Genomic DNA, 23,816 nt, shown 5'->3' with positions numbered 1-23,816 from the left:
GACGGTGCCGGCGGCCGCGAACATGGGCTACCCCTTCCGGGTCGGGATGCCCTGAGCGTGCCGGACCGTGCGCGCGGAGTTATCCGCCGCCTGACGTATCCCGCCCCGTCCTGCGCCCACCGGTCGTCCCCCGTCGGTGAACGGTCGCCGGGGCGCGGCGGCGGGTGGTACGCGGCAGGCCCCGCCGCCGTCCGGGAGGACGGCGGGGGGGCCGGGGGGAGGGGAGGGCCGGAGGGGGCTCAGTCCTCGGTCGGGGTCAGCACCACGAAGTCGGCGTTCGACGGGTCGAGGCAGACGGCCAGCCGGCCGACGCCCTCGGCGTCCGTGGGCCCCATCTGCACGCTGCCGCCGCGCGCGGTGACCTCGGCGACCGCCGCGTCACAGTCGGTGACGTGGAAGACCGGGTGCCAGTACGGCCGTCCGCCCGCGACGGCCAGGTCCTCCGGGGAGAGCTCCATGAGGCCGCCCTGCATGCGCCCCTCGGGCAGCCCGGCGGGGGTGATCAGGGTGTACGTGCCCTCGCCGCCCGGCATCTGCATATCGCTGAACTGCCAGCCGAAGACGCCCCCGTAGAACTCCCGGGCGGCCGCGGCGTCGCTCGTGTACAGCTCGGTCCAGGACAGCGATCCCGGCTGGTCCACGAGGTCGACGCCCTTGTTCTCCCCGGGCTGCCAGACGGCGAACTGGCCCCCCAGCGGGTCGCTGTACTGCGCCATCGTGCCCCACTCGTCGAGCTTCCGCGGCTCCACCCGCACGGTGCCGCCGGCGCCCTGGACGGCGCGGGTCGTGGCCTCGGCGTCGGGAACGCTGTAGTAGATCATCCAGGCCGGCCGGGCGCCCTCCTCGGTGAGCTTGCCCAGCCCGGCGACGATCTTGCCGTCCTTCCGGAACATGCCGCCTTCCATGTCCTCCCCCTCGCCCGCCATGGACTCGTAGTCCCACCCGAGGACGGCGCCGTAGAAGGCCGCGGCGGCGGGGACGTCGGGTGCGCCGAGGTCGAGCCAGCAGGGGGAGCCGGGGACGAAGTCAGTGGTGATCATGACGACTGCCTTTCGCGGATCGAGTACGACCAGCGTGGCACCGGACACCTGCCCCCGCCCGTCGGTCCACGGGCGCGGGGCACAGGTCCTACGGGGCGACCGCCCCGAAGGCCCGGCGGGCGAAGTGGGTCAGCGCGTGCTCCTCGCGCAGTTCCCGGAGGCGCTGGAGTGCCGGGGCTCCGTAGAAGCGCTCCAGGAGGTCCGTGTCGAAGTCGTGGGTGCCGTAGAGGTACGGACGGCCCTTGGCCTCCGCGCAGGCTTCCAGGAGTTCCCGCAGGACGCGCCTGGTCTCGGAGATCCCGCGGGAATCGGCGGTCCCGGCTGCCGTGAAGATGCCGATCAGGTACTGGACGGGGGCGTCCACCACGGGCGCGAGGACGAAGGGGGTGGCCGCTTCGGGGCGCCGGATCACCAGGAAGTAGAGGGCGACCAGGGTCTCGGAGACCGGATACTCGTCGAGCATGCCCTCCACCTTCTTCGTGAAGAGCTTGAAGCCCTCCTCGTCGAAGACGTGGTCCACCCACATGTTCGCGTGGGAGTCCTCTTCGAGCAGGTGGTGGAGGTGCTTCGCGGTTTCCCCGTGGCTGAACTACATGTAGTCGGGGACCAGGAACTCCTGCGCCGGGTCCGCGGGCGCGGGCGCGTCGTCGGTGAGCGATACGTGCGAATACCAGGCGGCCCGGTCGTACATGCCGAAGAAGCTCGACACCCACGGCTCTTGCACGCCGTGCGTCATGAACTCCGTGAGGTCGGCCAGTCCGGTGTGCTCGACCCGGGCCGCCCGGGTGACGGGCAGGTACGGAACCGTCTTCAGGACCACCTTCTTGATGAACCCCACCTGCCCCAGGCCGCCGAGGGCGTAGCGGAACAGCTCGGAGTTCTCCCGGTCGGAACAGCGGCGCGAGGTGCCCGTTCCGTCGACGAGCTCGATCTCGTGGACCTGGTCGCTCTGCAGTCCGGACCGGACGGAAGCGAGGCCGAACCCTCCGATGGAGAGGATCCCTCCCACGGTGATGTCGAGGTAGCTGGGGAGGACGGGATTGGAGCGGCCGTGCCGGTTCAGCCATTTCTCCAGTTCGAGCCAGGTGATCCCGCTCGGGACCTCCACCAGGTGTTCGTCCCCGACGTCCCCGGCGTCCCCAACGTCCCCGACGAAGCGCGGCGTGGCATCGGGGCGGTAGTTGTCGATGACGACCCCGGGGGTGAGCGTCTGCGTGTTGGTCGAGCGGCCGGCTCCCCGGACGGTCATGTCGCGGCCGGCCGCGGCCGCCTCCCGCATGGCCTCCGCCACGGTGTCGCCCTCGTCCTCCCGCACCACCGCCTCGGGAGGAACGACGGAGGTCCGCCCGAAGCCTCGGCTGAATGTGTCCACCTGTCTTCACCTTTCCACGGCCTGGGGCAGCGCGACGCATCGTCGGCGGTCGGCAGTGTGGGCGGGGGCGCTGGCGCAGCACTCGGACGGGCGGCGGACAGCACTGCGCCGGGGCCCCCACGGGGACCCCGGCGCAGTGGTGAGGAGCGCGGAGCGACTAGCTCCAGCTCGCGTGCAGCGGCTTGCCCTCGGCGTAGCCCGCCGCGGACTGGATGCCGACGACGGCCTTCTCCTCGAACTCCGCGAGGGAGGCCGCACCGGCGTAGGTGCAGGAGGAGCGGACGCCCGCGATGATCGAGTCGATCAGGTCCTCGACGCCGGGACGGGCCGGGTCCAGGAACATTCGCGAGGTGGAGATGCCCTCTTCGAAGAGACCCTTGCGGGCGCGGTCGTACGAGGACTCCTCCGAGGTGCGGTTCTGGACCGCGCGGGCGGAGGCCATGCCGAAGGACTCCTTGTACAGGCGGCCGTCGGCCGACTGCTGCAGGTCGCCCGGGGACTCGTACGTACCGGCGAACCAGGAGCCGATCATGACGTTCGACGCACCGGCGGCCAGCGCCATCGCCACGTCGCGCGGGTGACGGACGCCGCCGTCGGCCCAGACGTGCTTGCCGTGCTTCTTCGCCTCGGCGGCGCACTCCAGCACCGCGGAGAACTGCGGGCGACCCACACCGGTCATCATGCGGGTGGTGCACATGGCGCCCGGGCCCACACCGACCTTGATGATGTCGGCGCCGGCGTCGATCAGGTCCTTGACGCCCTCGGCGGCGACGATGTTGCCGGCCACGATCGGGACCTGCGGGTCGAGGGCGCGGACGGCCTTGATCGCGCTGATCATCGATTCCTGGTGGCCGTGCGCGGTGTCGATGACGAGCGTGTCCACGCCCGCGTCGAGCAGCTGCTTGGCCTTGGCCACGAAGTCGCCGTTGATGCCGACGGCGGCCGCGATGCGCAGCTTGCCGTTGGCGTCGGTGGCCGGGGTGTACAGGGTCGCGCGCAGCGCGGCCTTGCGGGTGAGGATGCCGACGAGCTTGCCGTCCTTGTCGACGGCGGGGGCCAGCTTGCGGTGGCCGGCGTCGAGCTTGATGAAGGCCTCGCGGGGGTCGATGTCGGCGTCGATGAGCAGGAGCTCCTTCGACATGACCTCGGAGAGCTGGGTGAAGCGGTCCACGCCGGTCAGGTCGTGGTCGGTGACGACACCCACCGGGCGGCCGTCCGCGTCGACGACCACGCCGGCGCCGTGGGCGCGCTTGGGCAGCAGGGACAGCGCGTCGGCGACGGTCTGGGTGGGGGCCAGCGTGATCGGGGTGTCGAGCACGAGGTGGCGGGTCTTCACCCAGGAGATGACGTCGGTGACGACGTCGATCGGGATGTCCTGCGGGATCACGACGATGCCGCCGCGGCGGGCGACCGTCTCGGCCATCCGGCGGCCGGCGATGGCGGTCATGTTGGCCACGACCAGCGGAATGGTGGTGCCGGTGCCGTCAGGCGCGGAGAGGTCGACGCCCTGCCGGGAACCGACCGCGGAGCGGCTCGGCACCATGAATACATCGTCGTACGTCAGGTCGTACGGCGGCTTCAGGTCATTGAGAAAACGCACGTGCTGAACATCCCAGTCGTTCGGAGGTGACCCCGACAGGGCAGTCGAGGAACGCACGTACTTCATTCTCACACGACCTGGAGTTCACACCGCCCCGGCCGATCGTCCAGGACATTTAGGGCCGGATGGTCGCTTCCTACGGGACCTTGGTCCTCCGGCCCGGCACCGGCGGGTCCGCCCGTGCCCGGCACCGGAGGGTCCGCGCGGCGGTGGACGGAGCCCCCCCGTGCCGACGGCCACCGCGAAGCCCCGTCCGGCGGGCGCACCACGCGCGTTGCCCTTCGGCGATGTCAGGTATCAGCGGATGTACTCGCGGCGCGGGCTCTGCCCGGGGATGACCGGTCTCGGCGGCAGCACGGGCGGTCCGGCGGCGTGGGCCGCGGCGACCGTACGGGTGGGGGCGGTACGGGCCGGGCCGGGGTACGGCTCGAGCTGCGACGGGTGGGTGCCCCGTCCGCGCGCGCCCAGCAGCATCGCGGCGTGGGCGACGCTGGCGAGGGTTGCGTGGTGGTGCCAGCCGCGGAAGGAGCGGCCCTCGAAATCGCGGATTCCGGCGGGCTCGCAGACCTCGGTGAAGTCGAGCGCGACCCGGTCGGTGAGTTTGGCGAGGAGGAACAGCTGTGCGAGCGGCCGGTCCCCGATGTTGGTGATCCAGAACTCCGAGGGCAGCAGGGCGGCCTCGGTCCAGGCCCCGACGAGCAGCAGCGGGGTGGGCGGGGCCGGGGCCGGCCGGTCCTCGCCGGGGGTGGCGAAGATGGCGGCCGAGGTGAGCAGGGTGACCGCTCCCTCGGCGCGGCCGTGCCGGGTCCATTCGACGACGCGCCGCTGGGAGCGCAGGGAGTCGATGAGCTCGCGGGCCGGCGCGGTGTGCGGGCCGGGCTTGTGCCGGCCCGCCCCGCCGAAGGAGACGGGCAGGGTGCCGTCCACCTTGAAAACGAAGGGGATGTCCTGCATCGCGAACGATTCGATGCACTGCGGCAGTTCGCCGTTGGACACTTCCATCACCACGGGCCTGCGCTGGAGTTGCCAGGTGGCGGCCATCCGCTGGACCGCGTGTACCGCGTCCTGAGCGGGGGTGAGCGAGCGGGCCGTGTCGGGGATGCCGGCCCGCCGTCGTCGCAGGAGTTCCGCCGTCCAGGGCCCGGGGAGGGTGAGGGTCCATTCGACGGGGAAGCCGGCATCGCTGGAGGTGAGCCAGATTCCGCTGGCCTGTTGACAGTTGGCGGTGCGGCCCAGCTGGGGGACGAACTGCCGGCCCACGCCGACCGATCGGTCGCCGGCCTTCTCGATGACCATGGGCTGCACCACCCAGGCCAGCGGGCGCTGTGCGGTGCGTTCCAGGTGCTGGGCGAGGGAGCGGCGGACGGGGGTCCAGTCCCAGGGGGATTTGCTGATGAACTGCTGGAGGCTCTGCTCGACGGAACTGGCCCCTGTTCCGGCGATGTTACGAATTGTTTTCTTTCCGTTGGTCCGCACCAGACCGTTCAGGTATACGCGGGCCCAGTTTCGCTGGTCCCGCCGGGGTAACGACTCGAAGAAGAGCGAGATCAGAACGTCGATCAATTCGGAGATTTCCTTCGTGGATTCCTCCGGCAGGACTACGCGAGCCATCTGGGCCTCCCCCGCGACCAGCTAGATCCAATACCCTACTTGACCGCGGAGAACGGCCGTAGGTCCCGACGGCTACTTCCTGAGGTCGCTGACAGATTCGAGCCGCTCTTCTTCTACCACGAGGGGGATCGGGATCTGGTTCGCCGCATAGTAGAGCGCGATCAGGAAGTGGGCGACGAGAGTGAGCGGAGCGGAGAAGAAGGCCAGGGCGACGGTGCAGGGGTAGGCGATGGCACCCAGCCCGAAGCGGACCCTGGTGGCCCGGGCGCCATCCTTGTCCACCTGGTCGTGGAAGAGGTGCCCGACCCGGGTGACGTACCACCAGAAGGCCATGAAGGCCAGGGCGTAGGCCACGGTGACGAGGCTGTAGAGGACGGCCGCCGCGTTGGCCGATCCCCCCTCTTCCATGAGGTGTTCGGCGAGCACGTTGGTGGTGTACGGGATCACCGACACGACCATCAGCACCAGCAGGTTCAGGAACAGCAGGGGGCGGTCGACCCGCTTGATGTGACTGAAGATGGTGTGGTGGTTCACCCACATCACGCCGATGATGAGGAAACTCACCACATAGGCGGCGTAGTGCGGCCACTGCTCCCGCACTCCGTGCCAGAAATCGGAGCCGGTTTCTTCCGGAACTTTCAATTCCAGGACAAGGATGGTGATGATGATCGCGAATACGCCGTCACTGAATGCCTCGACCCGGCCGGTTTCCGTTTCCATGACCTCCCCTTCGCGCTTCTTGCATATATCTACGGCTGCCGCACATACGGGGAGGGCGCACATCCCCGCCCTCCCCGCACACGCTACCCAGATTTCGGCAATCAGCCGCCGAATCCCGCTGTCTGCCGCCAGATTCGGCCATCACGGACCACGAGCGTTCCGAACGCGTGCTCCGGTTCGCCGTTCAGGTTCATGATCGCCCGGTAGAAGATCGTGTCGTCGGTCTCGACGTACTCCTGCAGCTCCACGAGGGTGGGCTTCACCGTCAGGTACCCGGTGAACGTCTCGCGCACCGCGTCGATGCCGACGGAGACGCCCTCGAAGCGCAACAGCACCGCGTCGTCGGTGTAGTTCTTCATGACCGCCTCGATGTCGAGGGCGGCGAGCGCGTCCATCTGCCGGACGAACACCGGGTGCAGCGTGGAGATGTCGTACTTGGGCATGTCGACTCCCTTTCAGCTCTTCGATTTCGATGAAGATGGATCGGTCGGATCAGTGGGTACGGCCGGCACGGCGCAGGACGGGTCGGTCCCGGACAGCGGCAGCCGGACGGTCATGCGGGTCTCCCCCGGGCGCGAGCGGGCCGTGATCGACCCGTGGTGGCGCTGGGTCACGATGCGGTAGCTGAGGTGCAGACCGAGACCCGTGCCCTTCCCCACGTCCTTGGTCGTGTAGAAGGGTTCGAAGATCCTCGGCAGGGATTCCGCGGGAATGCCCGAGCCGGTGTCGGCGATCTCCACCACCATGCAGACGCCTTCGACCCGGGCCCGCAGGGTGAGGGTTCCGGCGCCTTCCATGGCGGCCGCCGCGTTGTCGACCAGGTTGGTCCACACCTGGTTCAACTCACTCGGATAGCCCGTCAGTTCGGGCAGGCCGGGTTCGTACGTGCGCACGATCACGATCCCGGCGAGCTTCGCTCGCAGCACGACCAGCGTGTTCTCCAGTCCGTCGGTCACCGCGAAGCGCTGCTCGGGGGCCCGGTCGAGATTGGCGTAATCCCGGGTGGCCGACACCAGTTGCGAGATCCGCGGACCGGCCGCCCGCAGCTCCGCGGCGAGCGAGCGGATCTCCAGGAGGGCCGCCAGGTGGTCCAGGGCCGCGGGCAGGGCCGGCTCGCCGACCCCCTCCAGCCGCTCCAGCAGCCCGCCCAGGTCCAGTCCGAGGTCGGAGACCCCCGAGCCGAGCAGTCCGGCCCGCTCCGCGCCGGCCTCTTCGGCCCAGTCGGCGATCTCCTCCTCCGTGTCCGCCTGGGCCAGCGGATCGGCGACCACCGGCGGCGGCGCCTTGTCCAGCTCGTCGGCGAGCTGCTCGAACACGGAGCGCTCGGCGGCCGTGGCGGCCGCGCCCCAGACCTGGGCGGTGCGCGTGAGCTGGTCCAGTGCGGGCGCCAGTTCCTGCGCGGCGCGGGCCACGGCGGCGGCGGGATTGTTCAGCTCGTGCGCCAGCCCGGCCGCCAGCGTGCCCAGCGCCTCGACGGTGGCCCGTTTGCGCGCCTGGACCTCGGAGGACTTGATGCGCCAGGCCAGCACGGGGATCAGTACGGCGGCCACCCCGTGGCAGCGGGTCAGCATCTCGAAGAAGACGGGCTTCGCGTACGCCACCACGGTGGTGGCCGGCCCGCTCGCCGCGGCCGTGGCCACGTACGCCCCGTCCGTCAGCAGCGGCAGTTCGCCGGTGAACCGGTGCGCGGCCGAGGGTTTGCCGTCGTGGTCCTCGGCGGCGGCGCTCTCCTCCTCGGTGGAGTGCCGGGTCAGGACCTCCTCGCGGCCGTCGACGACCTTGGTCACCACGAGGCCCCCGGAGAGCAGGACGTGGAAGCCGGTGGCCTCCTCCCCGTCACGGAAGAGGACCTCCCCGTCCGCGAGCACCCGGGGTGCGGAGACCGAGACCAGCCAGTCCAGCTGTTCCTCGGTGAGGCCCTCGAAGATCTCCAGCCCGCGCAGGGCGGTACGGAGCTCGGCGGAGCCCGGGGCAACGCTCATGCGGTGCTCCCTTCCGTCCTGGTGCGGGCAGCCAGCCGCAGGGTGGCCAGCAGGGCGAGCGCGCACACGGCGGCGACGGTGGCCATGAAGCCGACCGAGGTGCGGTGCAGCCCGTGGATGTTGGTGAGCAGTCCGGCCAGCACCGCCGGCACGCTCATCGCGAGGTACGCGAACACATAGACGGCGGCGGTCAGTTCGCCCCGGTGCGCGGGCTCGGCCAGGGCGCTCAGCGCGCGGAAGGAGCCGAGGAAGGCGGCGCCCCAGCCGGCTCCGAGGACTGCGGTGGCCACGAGGAACACGGGCGCCGAGCCGAGCCCGAGCGCGAGGAGCACCAGGCCCAGCCCGCCGAGCAGGCCGAACAGGCCGAGGACGGCGGTCCTCAGGGCCTCGGTGCGGCCGAGCAGGAGCTGGGCGGCGGTGGCGGCGCCGGCGAGGAGGGCCACGGTGGCTCCGCCGACGAGGTAGTTGGTGCTCCGGAGCAGGGAGAGGACCAGGTGCGGGCCGAGCGAGAGGTAGAAGCCGCCGACCGACCAGACGGCCACGATGGTCAGGATCAGCACGGCGAAGCGGCCGCGCACGGCGGCGGGGATGTGGATCCGGTGCGGGGCGATCTTCAGCCGTCCGCCGCTCCGGCCCGCCCGGCCCGGGGCGCTCTCCGGCATCCGGGCCACGCCGATCAGGCAGACGGCGAAGGCCCCCACGAGCAGCAGGTAGGTCAGGACGGTCGGAGCGGGCGCGTACTGCACGAGCAGCCCGGCCCCGATGCCGCCGAGGCCGATGCCCACGGTCGGGCCGGCGCTGTTGACCTGGGCTCCCAGCGCGGGCCGGGAGCGGGGGGCGAGTTCCAGCAGGGCGGCGCCCATGGCCCCGGTGGCCAGGCCCACCGCCAGCCCCTGCACGGCGCGGGCGGCGAGCAGCAGGCCGAGCCCTTGGGCAGAGGCGAACAGCCCCATGGAGACGATCGCGAGGACCAGCCCCGCGGCGAGTACGGGCCGCCGGCCGAGGGTGTCGGAGAGCGAGCCGAACAGCAGGAGTCCGGCGAGCACGGTGACGGCGTACAGGGCGAAGACCACCGTGATCATGCCCGAGGACAGGCCCCACTCCTGCTGGTAGAGCACGTAGAGGGCGGAGGGGACGGACGAGGAGAGCATCAGCAGGACGAGAACCGCGCCCACCACCCGGAAGCCGGAGCCTCCCGGTGCGCCTGCGGAGCCGGCGGCTGGACGCGAGGTGACCCCCGTGGTGGTCGCGGACGGTGCGGTCCGTTTCGTCGTGGGCAACGGTTCCACTGCTTCAACTCCCCCGTCGTGGGCGGTCAGGCGGGTGCCCGCACGGCCCTCGTGAGCGCGCGGGCGGTGAGTACGCCCGCGAGGTGGCCGAGGTACTCGGCCGAGGTGCCGCGCCCCGGGACGAACAGCTCCCGGGGCTCGGCGCGGAAGGCCGCGAGCACCCTCTCCGTCGTGTACGGGCCCCCGCCGAGCCGTTCTTCGACCCCGCGCAGCCGCATCGCGCGGGCGGTGGCCCCGGTGACCGCGATGCGCGGCCCGTCGGGGGTGATCCGTACGGCGGCGGCGCAGACCGGGTAGCGGGTCGCCCGGTCGGCGGTCTTCTCGAAGGCGGCGGCGCGTCCGGCGGCCGGGACGAGCAGGGCGGTGATGACGGTGCCCGCCGGGACGCCGGAGGCGGCCAGTTCCTCGGCGGTGAGCGTCGACACCCCGCCCGGTCCGGCCAGTTCGGCCGTTGCTCCGGCGGCCATCGCCGCGACGGGCAGGTCGGTGGCCCGGCCGGTGGCGGCGAGGTTGCCGCCGGCCGTGCCGAGGTTGCGGACCTGGGGGTCGCCGTTGGCGCGGGCCGCGGCGGCGATCTCCGGCGCCCCGGCCAGCACCAGGGGGTCCGCGGCCAGTTCGGCCAGGGTGGTCATCGCCCCGATCCGGAGCCCCCCGGAGGTCCGCTCGATCCCCCGGAGCTCTTCCAGCCGGCGGACGTCGACGAGCAGGGAGGCCCGGTCCTCCCCCGTGCGCAGGCCGGGCAGCAGGCTCTGCCCGCCGGCCAGCACCCGGGCGCCGGGGCGGCCGGCCAGCAGGGTCAGGGCCTCGTCGAGGCCGACGGGGCGTACGTAGTCGAACTCGGTGAGGATCACCTGAACCTCCTGACGCCGTCACAGAATCGGGTACAGTGCACTACGGAGAGTGCGTAGCGAGAACCAAGCACGTGCAACCCTCCTTTCGTATTGCTGTTACCCGGGCTGGTTTCAACCCGGCTGGCGCTGATCGTGGAAGACCTGACGGGCCGCTGGTCCGCCAGGCTGCGTGAGCCAGGAATCCCCCTCCTCCGGGAAGGGGAGGATTCAATGGGCTTCCCCTCTCAGGCGGCGCCAGACCTTCTCGGGGGTGACGGGCATGTCGATGTGCCGGACGCCCAGGTCGGACAGGGCGTCGACGACGGCGTTGACGACGGCCGCGGCGGGCGGCACGGTGGCGATCTCGCCGGCGCCCTTGGCTCCCAGCGGGTTGTGCGGAGAGGGGGTGACCGTCTTGTCGAGGGTGAAGAACGGCGCATCGATGGCGCGCGGCAGCGCGTAGTGGTTCAGGTCCCGGCTGACGAGCCGCCCGTCGCGGTCGTACTCGGCGTGCTCCATGAGGGCCTGGCCGAGCCCGTGCAGGATGCTTCCCTCGATCTGGCCGAGGACGATCTTCGGGTTGCCGATGTGGCCCGCGTCGTCGACGGCGGTGTAGGCCACCACCTCGGTCTCGCCGGTCAGTTCGTCGATCTCCACGACCGCGACGTGCGTTCCGAAGGGGTAGTTGAAGTCCGGCGGGTCGAAGTGGGTGGTCTCGTCGAGGGCGGGCTCGATCTCGGGGGGCAGCCCCCAGCCGTACCACATGGCCATCGCCAGCTCGGCGAAGGTCTTGGTGTTCTCCTCGTTGCCCTCTTCGAAGACCTTGCCGTCCGCGTAGACGACCTTGTCCTCGGTCACGCCGAGGAAGACGGCTCCGGCCTTGACCAGCTTGCTCTTGATCTTCCGGGCGGTGAGGGCGATGGCCGGCGCGGCCATGCTGTAGGAGCGCGAGCCGTAAGTGCCCTGCCCGTACGGTGCCTTGAGCGTGTCGCCCTCGTACACCTGGACCTGCGCCGGGTCGATGCCGAGCTCGTCGGCGGCGACCTGCGCGAAGACGGTGCCGTGGCTCTGGCCGGTGGAGGCGGAGCCGACGGTGACGGTGACCTCGCCGGTGGGGTGGACGCGGATGTTCGCGCTCTCCCACGTCCCGCCGAGCATGCCCTCCTTGGACATCCGGGTGGAGGGGCCGACCCCGCAGATCGCCACGTAGGAGGCGATGCCGACGCCGAGCCGCTTGCCGCGGGCGCGGGCCTCAGTCTTGCGGGCGGGCATGTCGGCGTAGCCCGAGAGCTCGATGGCCCGGTCGAAGTTGAGCTGGTAGTCGCCCGAGTCGTAGGTCCAGCCGAGGCCGTTGTCGTACGGGAACTTCTCCTTCGGCACCAGGTTCCTGCGGCGCACCGCCGCCGGGTCCATGCCGATCTCGGAGGCGTACCGGTCCACGAGCCGCTCCATCAGGAACGCGGCCTCGGCGCGCCCGCTGCCGCGCTGGGCGCCGAGCGGGACCGTGTTGGTGAAGGCCGCGTAGACCTCGCAGAAGGCCGCGTCGATGTCGTACATGCCGCTGATGGAGCGGCCCATCAGGGCGGTGGCGACGCCGGGGCCGATGGTGGACGGGTAGGCGCCGAGGTTGGCGTAGCTCGTGCAGCGCACGGCGGTGATCCGGCCGTCGCGGGTGCCGGCCAGGGTGACGTGCTGGCGGTGGTCGCGCCCCTGGACGGTGGAGTTCATCAGCCCGGTGCGGGTGTCGACCCATTTCACGGGCCGGCCGAGCGCCTTGGAGAGCAGTAGGACCAGCGGCATGTCGGGGTACAGGTACCCCTTGGTGCCGAAGCTGCCGCCGACGGTCGGGGCGACGACGCGGAGCTTGTTGAAGGGGATGCCGAGGACCAGGGCGGACAGCAGGAAGCGGTGGTTGTGCGGGCCCTGGGTGGAGGCGTACAGCGTGTACTCGCCGGTGGCCGGGTTGTAGTCGCCGACCGCGCCGCGCGGCTCGATGGGGCTGTTGATGGTGCGCTGGTTGACCAGGTCCAGCTCGACGGTGACCTCGGCCGCGGCGATGGCCGCGTCGGTGCGGTCCTTGTCGCCGCAGGTCCAGTACGCGTTCAGGTTGCCGGGTACGGCTTCGTGGAGCCGGGGGGCGTCTTCGGCGAGGGCCTCGTCGGCGCGGGTCACCACGGGCAGCGGCTCGTAGTCGACGGAGATGGCGGTGAGCGCGGCGGCGGCCTGGCGCGGGGTCTCGGCGACGACCACGGCGACGGGGTCGCCGACGTGGCGCACGGTGTCGCCGGACAGCACCGGGCGGGAGCCGGGAAGTCCGTAGGGGTGGGGCGGGAAGTGGCTCTCGACCCCGCCGGGTATCCAGATGCAGGGCAGCGGCATGACGTCGGTGAAGTCGGCCGCGGTGGCCACCTTCAGCACGCCCGGCAGCTGCTCGGCGGCCTTGGTGTCGATGGAGAGGATCTTCGCGTGGGCCACGGGGCTGCCGAGGATCGCCATGTGGGCGGTGCCCGGCAGGTCGATGTCGCCCACGTACGTGGCCTCGCCGCGCAGCAGCTGCGGATCCTCGCGGCTGTCCAGCGGCTGCCCGAGCACGCCGTTGCCCTGGAGCGGGGTCTCCCCCGTGACTGCGGTCATCTCCCTCACCCCTCCTGTCCGGACACGGCGGCGGCAGCCTGCTCCACGGGTGCCTGCGCGCGGGCCGCGGAGCAGGCGCGCTGCACTCCCCGTACGACGCTGTGGTAGCCCGTGCAGCGGCACAGGTTGCCGGTGAGCCACTCGCGGATCTCGGGCTCGGTGGGCGCCTCGCGGTCGGCGGTGTTGCCGACCAGTTCCCCGAGGGCCATGACCATCCCGGGGGTGCAGAAGCCGCACTGGGTGCCGTGTTCCTGGCGCAAGGCCTCCTGGAGGCCGCTGAGTTCACCGCCGGGGGTGGTGACCCCCTCGATGGTGGTCACCGCGGAGCCGGCGGCCGCCGCGGTGAGGATCAGGCAGCTCTTGACGGAGCGGCCGTCGAGCTGGACGACGCAGGTTCCGCACTGGCCGGTGTCGCAGCCGACTTTGGTGCCGGTCAGTCCGAGGCCGTCGCGGAGCCGTTCCACGAGCAGTTCGTTCGGCTGCGCCGCGAACTGCTCGGGTCTTCCGTTGACGTTCAGTGAGAGGTCCATGCCAGCGCCTGCGCTTCCGTGAGCGGCCGGTTGAAGAGGGGCCCGCCGGGCTGCTGGAGAATTCCTCCGGAGTGCAGCGGGCCGGTGTCCACGGGAGCGAATCCGAGATCCGTGATGATTCCCGCGACGATTTCTTTGGCTTTCCCGTCGTCGCCCGCCGTGAAATGGGCCAGACGCGGCCCCGAAGCGGTTCCGGCGACGGCGAGCGTCTCGAAATGCATGGTGTTCAGGGATTTCACGATCCGGGTCCCCGGATACCATTCGGCGACGAGTTCGCTGGATCCTCGGCCGCCGAGGTCCCGGCCCCCTCCCGATTGAGGTGCAGTGCCCGGGCCGCTGAACGCATTGGTGGCGTCCACCAGCACGGTGTCCCGTACGGCTTCCTGCGGCAGCAGCCCCTGGACGCTGTCGAACGGCACCATCAGGACGAGGACTTCGGCTCGGGCCGCGGCCGCGGGGGGGGGCGCCGCCGCGGCCGCGGGGCCCAGTTCGGCCAGCAGGGCCGCGAGGCTCTGCGGGCCCCGGGCGTTGGCGAGCACGACCTGGTGGTCCGCCGCCACGAGGATCCTGGCCAGGGTCGATCCGATCCGGCCTGTGCCGATGACGCCGATCCGCATGGGGGCTCCTCAGGTGGTCTCAGTGCGGGCGGGGGATGTCAGTCCATTCCGATCCAGACCGACTTGGTCTGGGTGTAGCTCTCCAGAGACTCGGGGCCGCACTCGCGCCCGTAGCCGGAGGCCTTGTAGCCGCCGTAGGGCACCGCGGGGTCGTACTGGTTGTAGCAATTGACCCAGACGGTCCCGGCCTTGATCTGCGAGGCGACCCGGTGGGCGCGCCGCAGGTCCTTGGTGTGGACGCCGGCGGCGAGGCCGTACGCGCTGTCGTTGGCGATGCGTACGGCGTCCTCCTCGGTGTCGAAGGGGATGATCGACAGGACGGGTCCGAAGATCTCCTCCTGGGCGATCCGCATGCCGTTGTCGACGCCGGTGAAGATGGTCGGCAGGAAGTACAGGCCCTCGGTGGAGGCCCCTTCGGGGGTCCAGCCGGTGCCGCCGGTGCGCAGGACGGCGCCTTCCTTCTCGCCGACCTCGATGTACGAGCTGACCTTGTCGAACTGGCCGCGGTGGGCGAGCGGTCCGAAGAGGGTGGCCGGGTCGCGCGGGTCGCCGGGGAGCAGGGCGGCCGCGCGGGCGACGAGCCGTTCGACCATCTCGTCGTGGATCGGGCGGTGCAGCAGCAGCCGGGAGCCGGCGGTGCAGATCTCGCCCTTGTTGTAGTAGATGCCGAAGAAGGCGAGTTCCTCGGCGGCATCGAGGTCGGCGTCGGCGAAGACGATGTTGGCGGACTTGCCGCCGAGTTCCATCGTCACCTTCTTCAGGGTGCCGGCCGCCTTGCGGATGATCGACTGGCCGACCGAGGTGGAGCCGGTGAAGGCGATCTTGTCGATGCCGGGGTGGCCGGTGAGGGTCTCACCCAGTTCCACGCCCGGACCGGTGATGACGTTCAGCACTCCGTCCGGGATCTCCGCCTCCTGGAACAGCTCGGCGATCTTCAGGGCGGTGAGCGGGGTGGCGGGCGAGGGCTTGTGGACCACCGTGTTCCCGGCCGCGAGGGCCGGGGCGATCTTCGTCATCGACAGGAGCAGCGGGAAGTTGAACGGGGTGATCGCGCAGACCACGCCCAGCGGTTCGCGCAGGGTGTACGCGAGCTGCCCGCCGGCCGGGGCCCGGGAGGAGCCGTCCACCCGGGTCACGGCGCCGGCGTAGTAGTGCATGAGCTGGGCGGCCATGGGGGCGTCGACCGTGGAGGAGAAGGCGAAGGGTTTGCCCATGTCCACGGTCTCCAGCAGGGCGATCTCCTCCAGGTCGCGCTCGATGAGCTCCCCGACCCGGTTCAGCCGCAGCGCGCGTTCCTGGGCGGACAGTCTGCTCCAGGGACCTTCCTCGTAGGCCGTGCGGGCGGCGGCCACGGCCGCGTCCGCGTCGGCGGCGGCGGCCTGGGCCACCGGCACGATCTCCTGTCCGTCCACGGGGCTGATGTCCGGTTCGCTACGGCCGTCCCGGGCCGGGACCCAGGTGCCGCCGATGAACAGTTTCCCGGGGTTGGCCAAGGGCTGGTCGCTGAGCGCGCGCTTGGTCATGGCTGTGGCTGCCTTCCGGTTTCGGGTGCGAGGGGCTGGGCGCTAGGGGGTGTCCCACGGAGATCCGAGGGACACCCCCTACGGCTAGCCCTGCGCGAGCTGACGTAAGAACGTCTCCGCGAGGGCCTTGGAGGAGTAGGGGTTCTGGCCGGTGGTGAGCTTGCGGTCCACCACCACGTGCGAGTCCCAGATCGCGTCGGCCTTCTCGTAGCGGGCGCCGAGCCGGGTGAGTTCGGCCTCCAGGATCAGCGGGAGGCGGCCGGCCATGTTGGTGACGAGCTCCTCGCTGTGCGAGAAGGCGGTCATCCGGTAACCCGCGAAGGGCCACTGGCCCTCGCCGTCGCGCAGGGCCAGCAGGGCGGTGTGCCCGTGGCAGACGGTGGCCAGCGGCTTGTCCTGGGCGATGGCCCAGCGCAGGATCTGCGCGAGCTCGTCGGACTTGGGCAGGTCGCCGATGGCCCCGTGGCCGCCGCTGATGTAGATGCCGTCGTAGCCGGCGATGTCCTTCTCGCCCAGGGTCTCCAGGGCGATCGGGCTCCGCAGCTGCGGGGTGTTCTCTATGACGCGGCTGTACTCCTGGGCGCTGGCCGTGTCCGTGTCCGCGGAGCCCTGGGGGCGCACCCACTGGAGGAACTGGGGGTCGATGCTGGTCTGGTCGACCGTCGGGGTCCGGCCCGCGATCGTCGCCACGTCCACGGTGTGGCCCGCGTTCGTGAAGAGGGTGTAGGGAACGGCGAATTCCTCGGCCCAGAAACCCGAGGGGTGTTGTTCCCCGTCCAGCAGATGAAGCGTGGCCTTGGCCGTCATGACGACGAGAATCTTCATGACTCTCTTCTCCTTGTTCATGATGCGCCGGATGCGCTGCCGATTCAACACGCCCTCCGCCAAGGGGCGTAAGGGGGAGACGTCAGGCACGCGATACTTCGTCACGTGCGTCCAACGCCGAGATGATGGTGCGGAATTCACCGACCAGGGGGTGGTCGGGATGGGCTTCGGAGAATATGCGTTCACCGTAGAGCGCGGCCATTTCCGGAACATAGGGCAGTATTCCGGCCAGGGGGGTGCGGTAGACCTCCTCGGCCCGCCGCCGGGCGGCCTCCCGGTCGATGCCCTCGGGCGCCATGCTCATCACCAGGGTCCGCCGGCAGGCGAGCCTGCCGGTCAGGGCGATGGTCTCCTCGACGCCGAGGAGGTCGATCCGGTCGGCCCGGGCCATGATCAGGAGAACGTCGGCGCTCGCCATCGCGGTCACCGACTCGTTGTTGAGCCCGGCGTGGGTGTCGAGCAGCAGGACGTCCAGGGCGTGGTGCACGGCCAGCCGGTCGAATCCCTCGGGCAGCAGCCCCACGTCGTAGCCGGTGGTCATGAGCTCCCGCAGGGCCGCCGTCCCGGTCCGCGCCGGTACGACGTACAGGATCCCGCGGCCGTGGCCGGTGGCGACCTCCTGCGCGGCGGCCTCTATCTCGCACCGGCCGAGCAGGTAGTCGGCGAGCGAGGGGCCGGGGCCGAGCCGGAAGAGCAGGTCCAGGGTGGGCGACTGGATGTCCGTGTCGATCACGCCCACCCGGCGTCCCTCGCCCGCGAGGAGCAGGGCCAGGTTCGCCAGTACCGAGGACTTTCCGGTACCGCCGCGGTACGAGTGCACCACGATGGTCCGGGTCATCAGGCCACGACCTGGCAATCGGCGCCGCCCGCGTGCGGCCCCCGCGCCGCGCGTGGCCGGTGCAGGGCCAGCATGGTGACGTCGTCGTGCTGTTCGGCTGTTCCGGTGTGTTCGCGTACGGCCGTGTCCATCCGGTCGACCACCTCCCTGCCGCTGACCGGGGGCCCCGACAGCAGCTCCAGCATCCGCTCGTCGCCGAGGAAGCTGCCTCTGGGGCAGCGCGCCTCGGGCACTCCGTCGGTGAACACGAAGAGCGTGTCGCCCGGGTTCAACTGGGCGTAGCCGAGCGTGTACACGCAGTCCGGGAGCACTCCGACGGCGGGGCCGGTGACCTCCAGCGTGCGCGGCTCGCCGCCGTCGGCGGCCAGCAGCAGCGGCGGGTTGTGCCCGCCGTTGATGTAGACGAGGGATCCGGTGAGCGGGTCGAGCACGCCGAAGAAGAGGGTGGCGAAGTAGCCCTGCCGCAGGTGGTTGCGGGTCAGGTAGCCGTTGGTGGCGGTGACCGCGTTGAGCAGCGGCGTGGCACCGACCACGGGGATGCGCCGGCTGTTGCCGGTGCGGCCGGCGGCCACCAGGTGCTGGAGGCCGCTGTTCTCGGCGGTGTGGCGGAGCAGGGAGCGGATGAGCGCCATGAAGAGCGCGGCTCCGACCCCCTTGTCGCAGACGTCGGCGACGACGAAGGCCAGGCGCCGGCCGCGGGAGAGCTCGAAGACGTCGTAGAAGTCCCCGGCGACCTGCCGGGCGGGCCGGAAGCACACGTCGATCTCCCAGCCCTCGGGGACCGGCAGTGATTCCGGCAGGAAGCCGGCCTGGATTTCGCGGCCGATCTCCAATTCCTTCTCGTAGCCCATGAGTTCGGCGCGGGCGTCGGCTTCGCGCAGGGTGCGGCCGAGTCCGGCGCGCTCCGAGCAGCTGTGCAGCCGGGCCCCGACGAGGGCGGGCAGGAAGGGGGGTACGAGGTAGTCGTGGCCGATCCGGACGTGTTCCTCCAGGGCGGCGAACTCCGTCACGGTCCAGACGACCACGATGGGGGCGCCGGCCCAGCGGCGCAGCCGGCGCACGGCGGTCCGTACGGACTCCCCGTCGGCCTGGGCCGGGGCGAGCAGTACGTCCGCTTCGGGCAGCTCCTCCAGTGGGCCGGCCAGCAGGTCGGCCAGCGTGCGCGGGACGAGTTCCGCACCCATCTCCCCCAGCGCTCCGAGGAGTTCGAGGGGCGGGGGCGGGTACTCGTCGAGGATGATCACGGTCGTGGAGGGCATGGGTCCGTCCCCTCAGCCATCACAGTCAGCGTGCTGATGTTGCGGCCGTCCCTGCGTACGTAGTCGAACTCGTCCACGCTGGTCAGTGCGAGGTGGATGCCGAGTCCGCCGATCCGGCGCCGCTCGGGAGCGGTTTCCGGGTCGGGCGGCAGTCGCCCCTGGACGGGGTCGAAGGCCGGGGCGCGGTCCTCGATGGAGATCCGTACCCGGCCCGGCCCGGAGCGGCCCCGGACGGTGATCCGTCCGTCGCCGCCCCGGTACCCGTGCATCACGATGTTGGTGGCCAGCTCGTCCACGGCCAGCCGGATCCGGTACGAGGCGCCCTTGTCCAGGCCCGCCCTCCCGGCCAGCCGCAGGACGAGGGCGGCGATGTCGCCCAACGCCCCCAGGGTGGCGGGTACGTCCAGCTCGGCGGACGTCCCCGCCGTCTTGACCGCCTCGTCCATCGGAGTCAGTCGTCGGAGAGCACGATGCTGCGGTCGAGTCCGGCCGTCCGGATGGTCCGGGAGACGGGCTCGATGGCGCCGACCACCTTGATGGTGACGTGCTCCCCCACCTTCTGCTGGGCGAAGACCAGGGAGCGCAGTCCGGCGCTGGCCATGTAGCCGACCCCGGCCATGCGGATCTCGACGGTGCTGGTGCCGTGGCCGGCGGCCTTCTCGATGGTCTGGTGGAAGTCCGGCGCCGTCTTGGCGTCCAGTTCGCCCTCCAGCTCGATCACGGTGGTGTCGCCCTCGATGCTCAGGGACACGGAAAGCGGCATGTCAGGTCTCCTTCGGTGCGTGGGCTACAGCGTGGGCCGGAGCACTGGCTAGAGCTCGGCGTCGGGCGTGCGGCCGACCAGGATCACGACCGAGCGCGGACCGATCAGATACTTGCCGGCGTTCTCCAGTTCGAGTTCGGCGCCGGGGGTGCGGATGTCGTGCGGGGCCTCGGCCCCGGTGTCCGCGAACAGGTGCCAGCTGCGGCCGCCCGGGAGGGCGGGCAGTTCAAGGTCGTGCGCCTCCCAGTGCGCGTTCATGGCCGCGTACACCACGTCGTCGTCACCGGTGCCGCAGCGGGCCACCGCGAGCAGCCGGCTCTCCGCCGACCAGTCGGGCTGCCAGGCCCGCTCGCCGTGCCAGCTGATGTCCGGCAGCCCGAGGCTGTCCCGGAGCTGTCCGGTGGGGTGGGAGGTGGAGCGCAGTTCGCGGTGGTGCTTGCGGAAGGCGATCATCTCCCGGGTGAACCGGAGCAGTTCGGAGTTCTCGTCGACCTGGCTCCAGTCGAACCAGGACAGTTCGTTGTCCTGGCAGTACGTGTTGTTGTTGCCCTGCTGGGTGCGCGCCACCTCGTCGCCGGACAGCAGCATCGGGATGCCCTGACTGGTGAAGAGGATGGCCAGGGCGTTCTTCATCTGGCGCAGCCGCAGCGCGTTGACCTCGGGATCGTCGGTCGGCCCCTCGGCTCCGCAGTTCCAGCTCGCGTTGTCGTTCCCGCCGTCGTTGTTGCCCTCGCCGTTGGCCTCGTTGTGCTTGTCGTTGTAGGAGACCAGGTCGGCCAGGCTGAACCCGTCGTGCGCGGTCAGGAAGTTGACCGACGCCGAGGTCCCGCGGCTGGAGTAGAGGTCGGGCGACCCGGCGATCCGGGTGGCGAGCTCCCCGGTGACCCCGGGGTCGCCCTTGAGGAAACTGCGCACGGTGTCGCGGTACTTGCCGTTCCACTCCGCCCAGCGGCCGTACGCCGGGAAGTTGCCGACCTCGTAGAGGCCGCCGGCGTCCCAGGCCTCGGCGATGAGCTTGGTGTGCCGCAGCACCGGGTCGTAGGCGAGCAGTTCCAGCAGCGGCGGGTTGGGCAGCGGGGTGCCGTCCGGGGAGCGGCCGAGGATGGCCGCGAGGTCGAAGCGGAATCCGTCGATGTGGTAGTCGGCGACCCAGTGGCGCAGGCAGTCGAGGACGAAGTTGCGCACGACGGGGTGGTTGCAGTTGACGGTGTTGCCGGTGCCGCTGAAGTTGAAGTAGTACCCCTCGGGCGTGAGCATGTAGTACGTGGCGTTGTCGAGCCCCTTGAAGGAGATGGTGGGGCCCTGCTCGTTGCCCTCGGCCGTGTGGTTGAAGACGACGTCGAGGATGACCTCGATGCCGGCCGCGTGCAGCTCCTTGATCAGCGTGCGGAACTCGTCGCCCTGCATGCCGTAGCGTCCGGTGGCCGCGTAGCCGGCCTTGGGGGCGAAGAAGGAGACGGTGTTGTAGCCCCAGTAGTCGAAGAGCTGCTCGCCCGTCTCCGGGTTGGTGCGCGGGTTGTCGCTCTCGTCGAACTCGAACACCGGCAGCAGCTCGATGCAGTTGATCCCGAGCTCCTTCAGGTACGGGATCTTCTCCCGCAGCCCCGCGAAGGTGCCGGGGGCGGTGACCTGCGAGGAGGGGTGCCGGGTGAAGCCGCGCACGTGGGTCTCGTACACGACGAGGTCCTCGGCGGGGATGCCCAGCGGGGTGTCGTCGCCCCAGTCGAAGTCCTGGAGGCAGACGCGGGAGCGGTACTGGTAGCCGCGGCTGCGGTCCGGCTCCACGCCCCACACGTCGCGGCCGGCGATCAGCCGGGCGTACGGGTCGGAGAGCACCTGGCGCGCGTCGAAGCGGTGGCCGGTGACGGGGTCGAAGGGTCCGTCGGCCCGGTACCCGTACTCGATGTTCTCGTGGTCGAGGCCGAAGACCGTCATGGCGAAGACGCTGCCGGTGCGGAATTCCTGGGGGAACTCCAGCTCGGCCATCGGCTCGGGCTCTCCGCGCTTGTAGATGACCAGGGTCATGGAGGTGGCCTGGTCGGAGAAGACGGAGAAGCTGACCCCGCCGGGGACCACGTTGGCCCCGAAGGGGAACGGTTTGCCGGCCCGGACGCGGTACCCGCCCACCTCGTGGGTCGGGTACGCGTCGACGCGCAGCACCTGTTCGGACGCCGGCTCGCTCATCGCGCGGCCTTGGCCTTGGCGGCCGCCGCGGCGGCCTCTCCGGTCGAGAAGAAGTCGAGGAAGCCGGTGGCCGACATGACGAACCGGACTTCCTCGCTCACCCCGTAGAGGGTGACGGCGACCCCGGCGTGCTGGGCCTCGCGGTAGACGACGAGCAGGGTGCGCAGCCCGGCGCTGGAGACGTAGGTGACGGCCGTCAGGTCGATGCGCAGCGGCCGGCCCTCTCGGACCAGCGGCAGCAGTGTCTGCAGCAGCGATCCGGAGGTCTCACTGTTGATCTCGCCGGTGGCGACGAGCACGATGCCCGTCTTGTTGCGGCGTTCCTTCACGTTCAGGGTCATTGCTTTCCCCTCTGAGTGGGGCGCCCCCGTTGAGCGCTACTGGGCGGTCGGGCGCAGCCGGACCTTGACCTTGACCCGGCCCTGGACGTCGGGCAGCCGGACGGTCAGTGCGTCGGCGTCGAAGTCCGTGTACGGCTTCTCGTCGATCTCGACGGACGCGATCCGCACCGAGCCGGCGGGGAGCAGGTCGGGCGAGACGCGCAGCACGCGGTCGGGCAGGTTCGTCGGGTCGGGCTGGAAGTGGAAGTCCATCTCCCGGCCGTTGATGAGCAGGTTGTTGTAGACGGCGGACAGGTAGCAGAGCTCCGCCGAGTGGTACATGGACATCGAGTGGCTGCCCTTGAGCCGCTCGGTCCCGAGCAGGTACGGGGTCCCGCTCGCGAGGACGTTGAAGTAGACGGCACCCTCGTCGTGGTCGAGGAAGAAGGTGTTGTAGAAGGCCTCCGCCTGCCGGGCCTCGCGCAGGAAGCCGTCACCGCCGACGGTGCCGTTCAGGATGAGGTAGGCGAGGATCGCCTGCTCCTGCTGCCACCAGGCCTTGCGGTCGTGCCAGGCGAAACGATACGTCTCCTCGTCCCCCGACTTGACGCGCTCGACCACGTCGTACCAGCCACCGCGCTGCACGTCGCTGCCGACGGCCGGCATGATCTCGCCGATCTTGCGGGCGAGCTCCTCGTAGGCCGGCTTGGCCTTCAGCGAGTTCATCCGCAGCAGGTTCCAGGCGATCTTGAGGTTGTGGCCGACGACGGCACGGTTCTGCTGCCAGCTGTGCGCGGTGTCGTGGGACCAGTCGCGGAAGAAGCGCTCCTGGACGAAGGGGCTGTTCTTGTAGTCCGGGAACTTGTCCGCGATCGTGTCGAAGGTGTACTCCAGGAAGTCCGCGTAGCGCTGCTCCCCGGTCGCCAGGTACAGGTTGATCAGGTACGCGGGCGCGTGGTCGCCCACCGAGTTCCAGTTCTTGCGCTCCGCGTTCTCCCCGAGGGACTCGTGGTCGGCGCTGAAGAGGATCGGGTCGATGTGCGAGTAGTAGCCGCCCTGCTCCGGGTCCTTGAAGAACTTGTCGAACAGCCGGATGGTGGCGTCCGCGTCGTTCTTGATCCGGATGTCGCCGGTGACCCGGTAGGTCTGGATCGGGCCGGCCAGCGCGTAGATCTGCTCGTACATCGGGATCGCGTCGTAGTCGTCGGAGAACTCCGAGGTGAACAGCTTGCGTTCGCTGTCCCCGTCCACGCTGATGCCGTGGTACCAGAAGACCACGTCCTCCTCGCCGTCCACGACGCGCATGTGCTTGCGCAGGTACTCGGTGCCGCGCTCGGCGACCTCCAGGTACTCGTCCTTGCCGGTCAGCAGGTAGGCCGAGGCCATGCCGTAGACCAGGCGGGAGATCGTGTCGGTCTCCTGGACGTGGCTGGCGGTCTTGTCACCGCCGAGCCGGATCTCGGTGCGGTACTCGGTGAAGTCCACCGGCCCGTCGCCGAACTGCGCCCGCTTGTAGAAGTCGGCCAGCGATTCGATCTGCTTGATCCACCAGCTCGGCTCCTCGAAGCGGTAGTCCTCGGCCCCGCGGCCCAGGAACACCAGGCGCTTCGCCTCGAAGCGGCCGCCCTGCTCGGGGTAGTGGACCCCGTAGACGTAGAGGAACCGTCCCGGCGAGAGCATCTCGTCGATGTGCCCGGAGGCGTCGATGTACGGCTCGTCCAGGTTGCGGACCAGCTCGGCGCTGGGGTCCCCGGCCAGGGAGACGTCGAACTCCCGGCCGTCCGAGGTCTTCAGCCGCAGCAGCCGGGACTCGGAGTCGAAGCGGCCGACGTAGCCGGCGATCGTGTCGGAGAAGGAGAAGCTCACGGCGTCCGCCATG

22 protein-coding genes are annotated in these 23,816 nt (G+C 70.5%); all 22 read right to left on the bottom strand.

Annotation, left to right across the window (positions count from 1 at the left end; translation table 11 throughout):
- Positions 1-239: 239 nt before the first annotated feature.
- Positions 240-1,040 (bottom strand): VOC family protein, encoded by an 801-nt coding sequence (locus AC061S_RS20120; RefSeq protein WP_478687343.1) that lies wholly within the window; start codon positions 1,038-1,040, stop codon positions 240-242.
- Positions 1,041-1,128: 88 nt separating this feature from the next.
- Positions 1,129-1,566, bottom strand: coding sequence for a hypothetical protein (locus AC061S_RS20115; protein ID WP_478687342.1), 438 nt, complete (start codon positions 1,564-1,566; stop codon positions 1,129-1,131).
- Between the two features lie 63 nt (positions 1,567-1,629).
- On the bottom strand, positions 1,630-2,412 hold the full coding sequence (locus AC061S_RS20110; protein WP_478687341.1) for an FAD-binding protein: 783 nt from the start codon (positions 2,410-2,412) through the stop codon (positions 1,630-1,632).
- A 157-nt stretch (positions 2,413-2,569) separates the two neighbouring features.
- Positions 2,570-4,078 carry a GuaB1 family IMP dehydrogenase-related protein gene (locus tag AC061S_RS20105; protein ID WP_478687340.1) on the bottom strand — a complete coding sequence of 503 codons (1,509 nt, stop codon included), beginning with the start codon at positions 4,076-4,078 and terminating at the stop codon, positions 2,570-2,572.
- A 231-nt stretch (positions 4,079-4,309) separates the two neighbouring features.
- Positions 4,310-5,623 (bottom strand): IS701 family transposase, encoded by a 1,314-nt coding sequence (locus AC061S_RS20100; protein ID WP_478687339.1) that lies wholly within the window; start codon positions 5,621-5,623, stop codon positions 4,310-4,312.
- A 72-nt stretch (positions 5,624-5,695) separates the two neighbouring features.
- On the bottom strand, positions 5,696-6,343 hold the full coding sequence (locus tag AC061S_RS20095) for a TMEM175 family protein (RefSeq protein ID WP_478687338.1): 648 nt from the start codon (positions 6,341-6,343) through the stop codon (positions 5,696-5,698).
- 101 nt (positions 6,344-6,444) lie between these two features.
- Positions 6,445-6,786 carry a nuclear transport factor 2 family protein gene (locus tag AC061S_RS20090; RefSeq protein ID WP_243334431.1) on the bottom strand — a complete coding sequence of 114 codons (342 nt, stop codon included), beginning with the start codon at positions 6,784-6,786 and terminating at the stop codon, positions 6,445-6,447.
- A gap of 12 nt (positions 6,787-6,798) precedes the next feature.
- A complete protein-coding gene (locus AC061S_RS20085) occupies positions 6,799-8,325 on the bottom strand; it encodes an ATP-binding protein (RefSeq protein WP_478687337.1) in 1,527 nt (508 codons plus the stop codon).
- Positions 8,322-9,605, bottom strand: coding sequence for an MFS transporter (locus tag AC061S_RS20080; RefSeq protein WP_478687336.1), 1,284 nt, complete (start codon positions 9,603-9,605; stop codon positions 8,322-8,324). The genes AC061S_RS20085 and AC061S_RS20080 overlap by 4 nt, the downstream gene beginning before the upstream one ends.
- 35 nt (positions 9,606-9,640) lie before the next feature.
- Entirely contained in the window at positions 9,641-10,465 is an 825-nt protein-coding gene (locus tag AC061S_RS20075) for an FAD binding domain-containing protein (RefSeq protein WP_478687335.1), read from the bottom strand.
- Positions 10,466-10,672: 207 nt separating this feature from the next.
- Positions 10,673-13,078, bottom strand: a complete 2,406-nt coding sequence (locus tag AC061S_RS20070) for a xanthine dehydrogenase family protein molybdopterin-binding subunit (RefSeq protein WP_478687334.1) — start codon at positions 13,076-13,078, stop codon at positions 10,673-10,675.
- 5 nt (positions 13,079-13,083) lie between these two features.
- A complete protein-coding gene (locus AC061S_RS20065) occupies positions 13,084-13,608 on the bottom strand; it encodes a (2Fe-2S)-binding protein (RefSeq protein ID WP_478687333.1) in 525 nt (174 codons plus the stop codon).
- Positions 13,593-14,225 (bottom strand): NADPH-dependent F420 reductase, encoded by a 633-nt coding sequence (locus AC061S_RS20060; protein WP_478687332.1) that lies wholly within the window; start codon positions 14,223-14,225, stop codon positions 13,593-13,595. The genes AC061S_RS20065 and AC061S_RS20060 overlap by 16 nt, the downstream gene beginning before the upstream one ends.
- Before the next feature lie 38 nt (positions 14,226-14,263).
- Positions 14,264-15,748, bottom strand: coding sequence for an aldehyde dehydrogenase family protein (locus AC061S_RS20055; RefSeq protein ID WP_478687331.1), 1,485 nt, complete (start codon positions 15,746-15,748; stop codon positions 14,264-14,266).
- Positions 15,749-15,832: 84 nt separating this feature from the next.
- Complete coding sequence (locus AC061S_RS20050; protein WP_478687330.1) at positions 15,833-16,573, bottom strand: type 1 glutamine amidotransferase domain-containing protein; 741 nt, start codon at positions 16,571-16,573, stop codon at positions 15,833-15,835.
- An 82-nt stretch (positions 16,574-16,655) separates the two neighbouring features.
- Complete coding sequence (locus AC061S_RS20045) at positions 16,656-17,411, bottom strand: MinD/ParA family ATP-binding protein (protein ID WP_478687329.1); 756 nt, start codon at positions 17,409-17,411, stop codon at positions 16,656-16,658.
- Complete coding sequence (locus AC061S_RS20040; RefSeq protein WP_478687328.1) at positions 17,411-18,670, bottom strand: PP2C family protein-serine/threonine phosphatase; 1,260 nt, start codon at positions 18,668-18,670, stop codon at positions 17,411-17,413. The genes AC061S_RS20045 and AC061S_RS20040 overlap by 1 nt, the downstream gene beginning before the upstream one ends.
- Entirely contained in the window at positions 18,652-19,116 is a 465-nt protein-coding gene (locus AC061S_RS20035; protein WP_478687327.1) for an ATP-binding protein, read from the bottom strand. The genes AC061S_RS20040 and AC061S_RS20035 overlap by 19 nt, the downstream gene beginning before the upstream one ends.
- 5 nt (positions 19,117-19,121) lie before the next feature.
- Complete coding sequence (locus AC061S_RS20030; protein ID WP_250741370.1) at positions 19,122-19,433, bottom strand: STAS domain-containing protein; 312 nt, start codon at positions 19,431-19,433, stop codon at positions 19,122-19,124.
- Positions 19,434-19,481: 48 nt separating this feature from the next.
- Positions 19,482-21,617, bottom strand: a complete 2,136-nt coding sequence (gene glgX / locus AC061S_RS20025; protein ID WP_478687326.1) for a glycogen debranching protein GlgX — start codon at positions 21,615-21,617, stop codon at positions 19,482-19,484.
- Positions 21,614-21,958, bottom strand: a complete 345-nt coding sequence (locus tag AC061S_RS20020) for an STAS domain-containing protein (protein WP_478687325.1) — start codon at positions 21,956-21,958, stop codon at positions 21,614-21,616. Before AC061S_RS20020 ends, glgX begins: the two co-directional genes overlap by 4 nt.
- Positions 21,959-21,994: 36 nt before the next feature.
- Positions 21,995-23,815 carry an AGE family epimerase/isomerase gene (locus tag AC061S_RS20015; RefSeq protein ID WP_478687324.1) on the bottom strand — a complete coding sequence of 607 codons (1,821 nt, stop codon included), beginning with the start codon at positions 23,813-23,815 and terminating at the stop codon, positions 21,995-21,997.
- Between the last annotated feature and the right edge of the window lies 1 nt (position 23,816).

It is taken from the genome of Streptomyces sp. CA189 (assembly GCF_056428985.1).
This window is presented reverse-complemented; position numbering and strand designations above follow the sequence as displayed.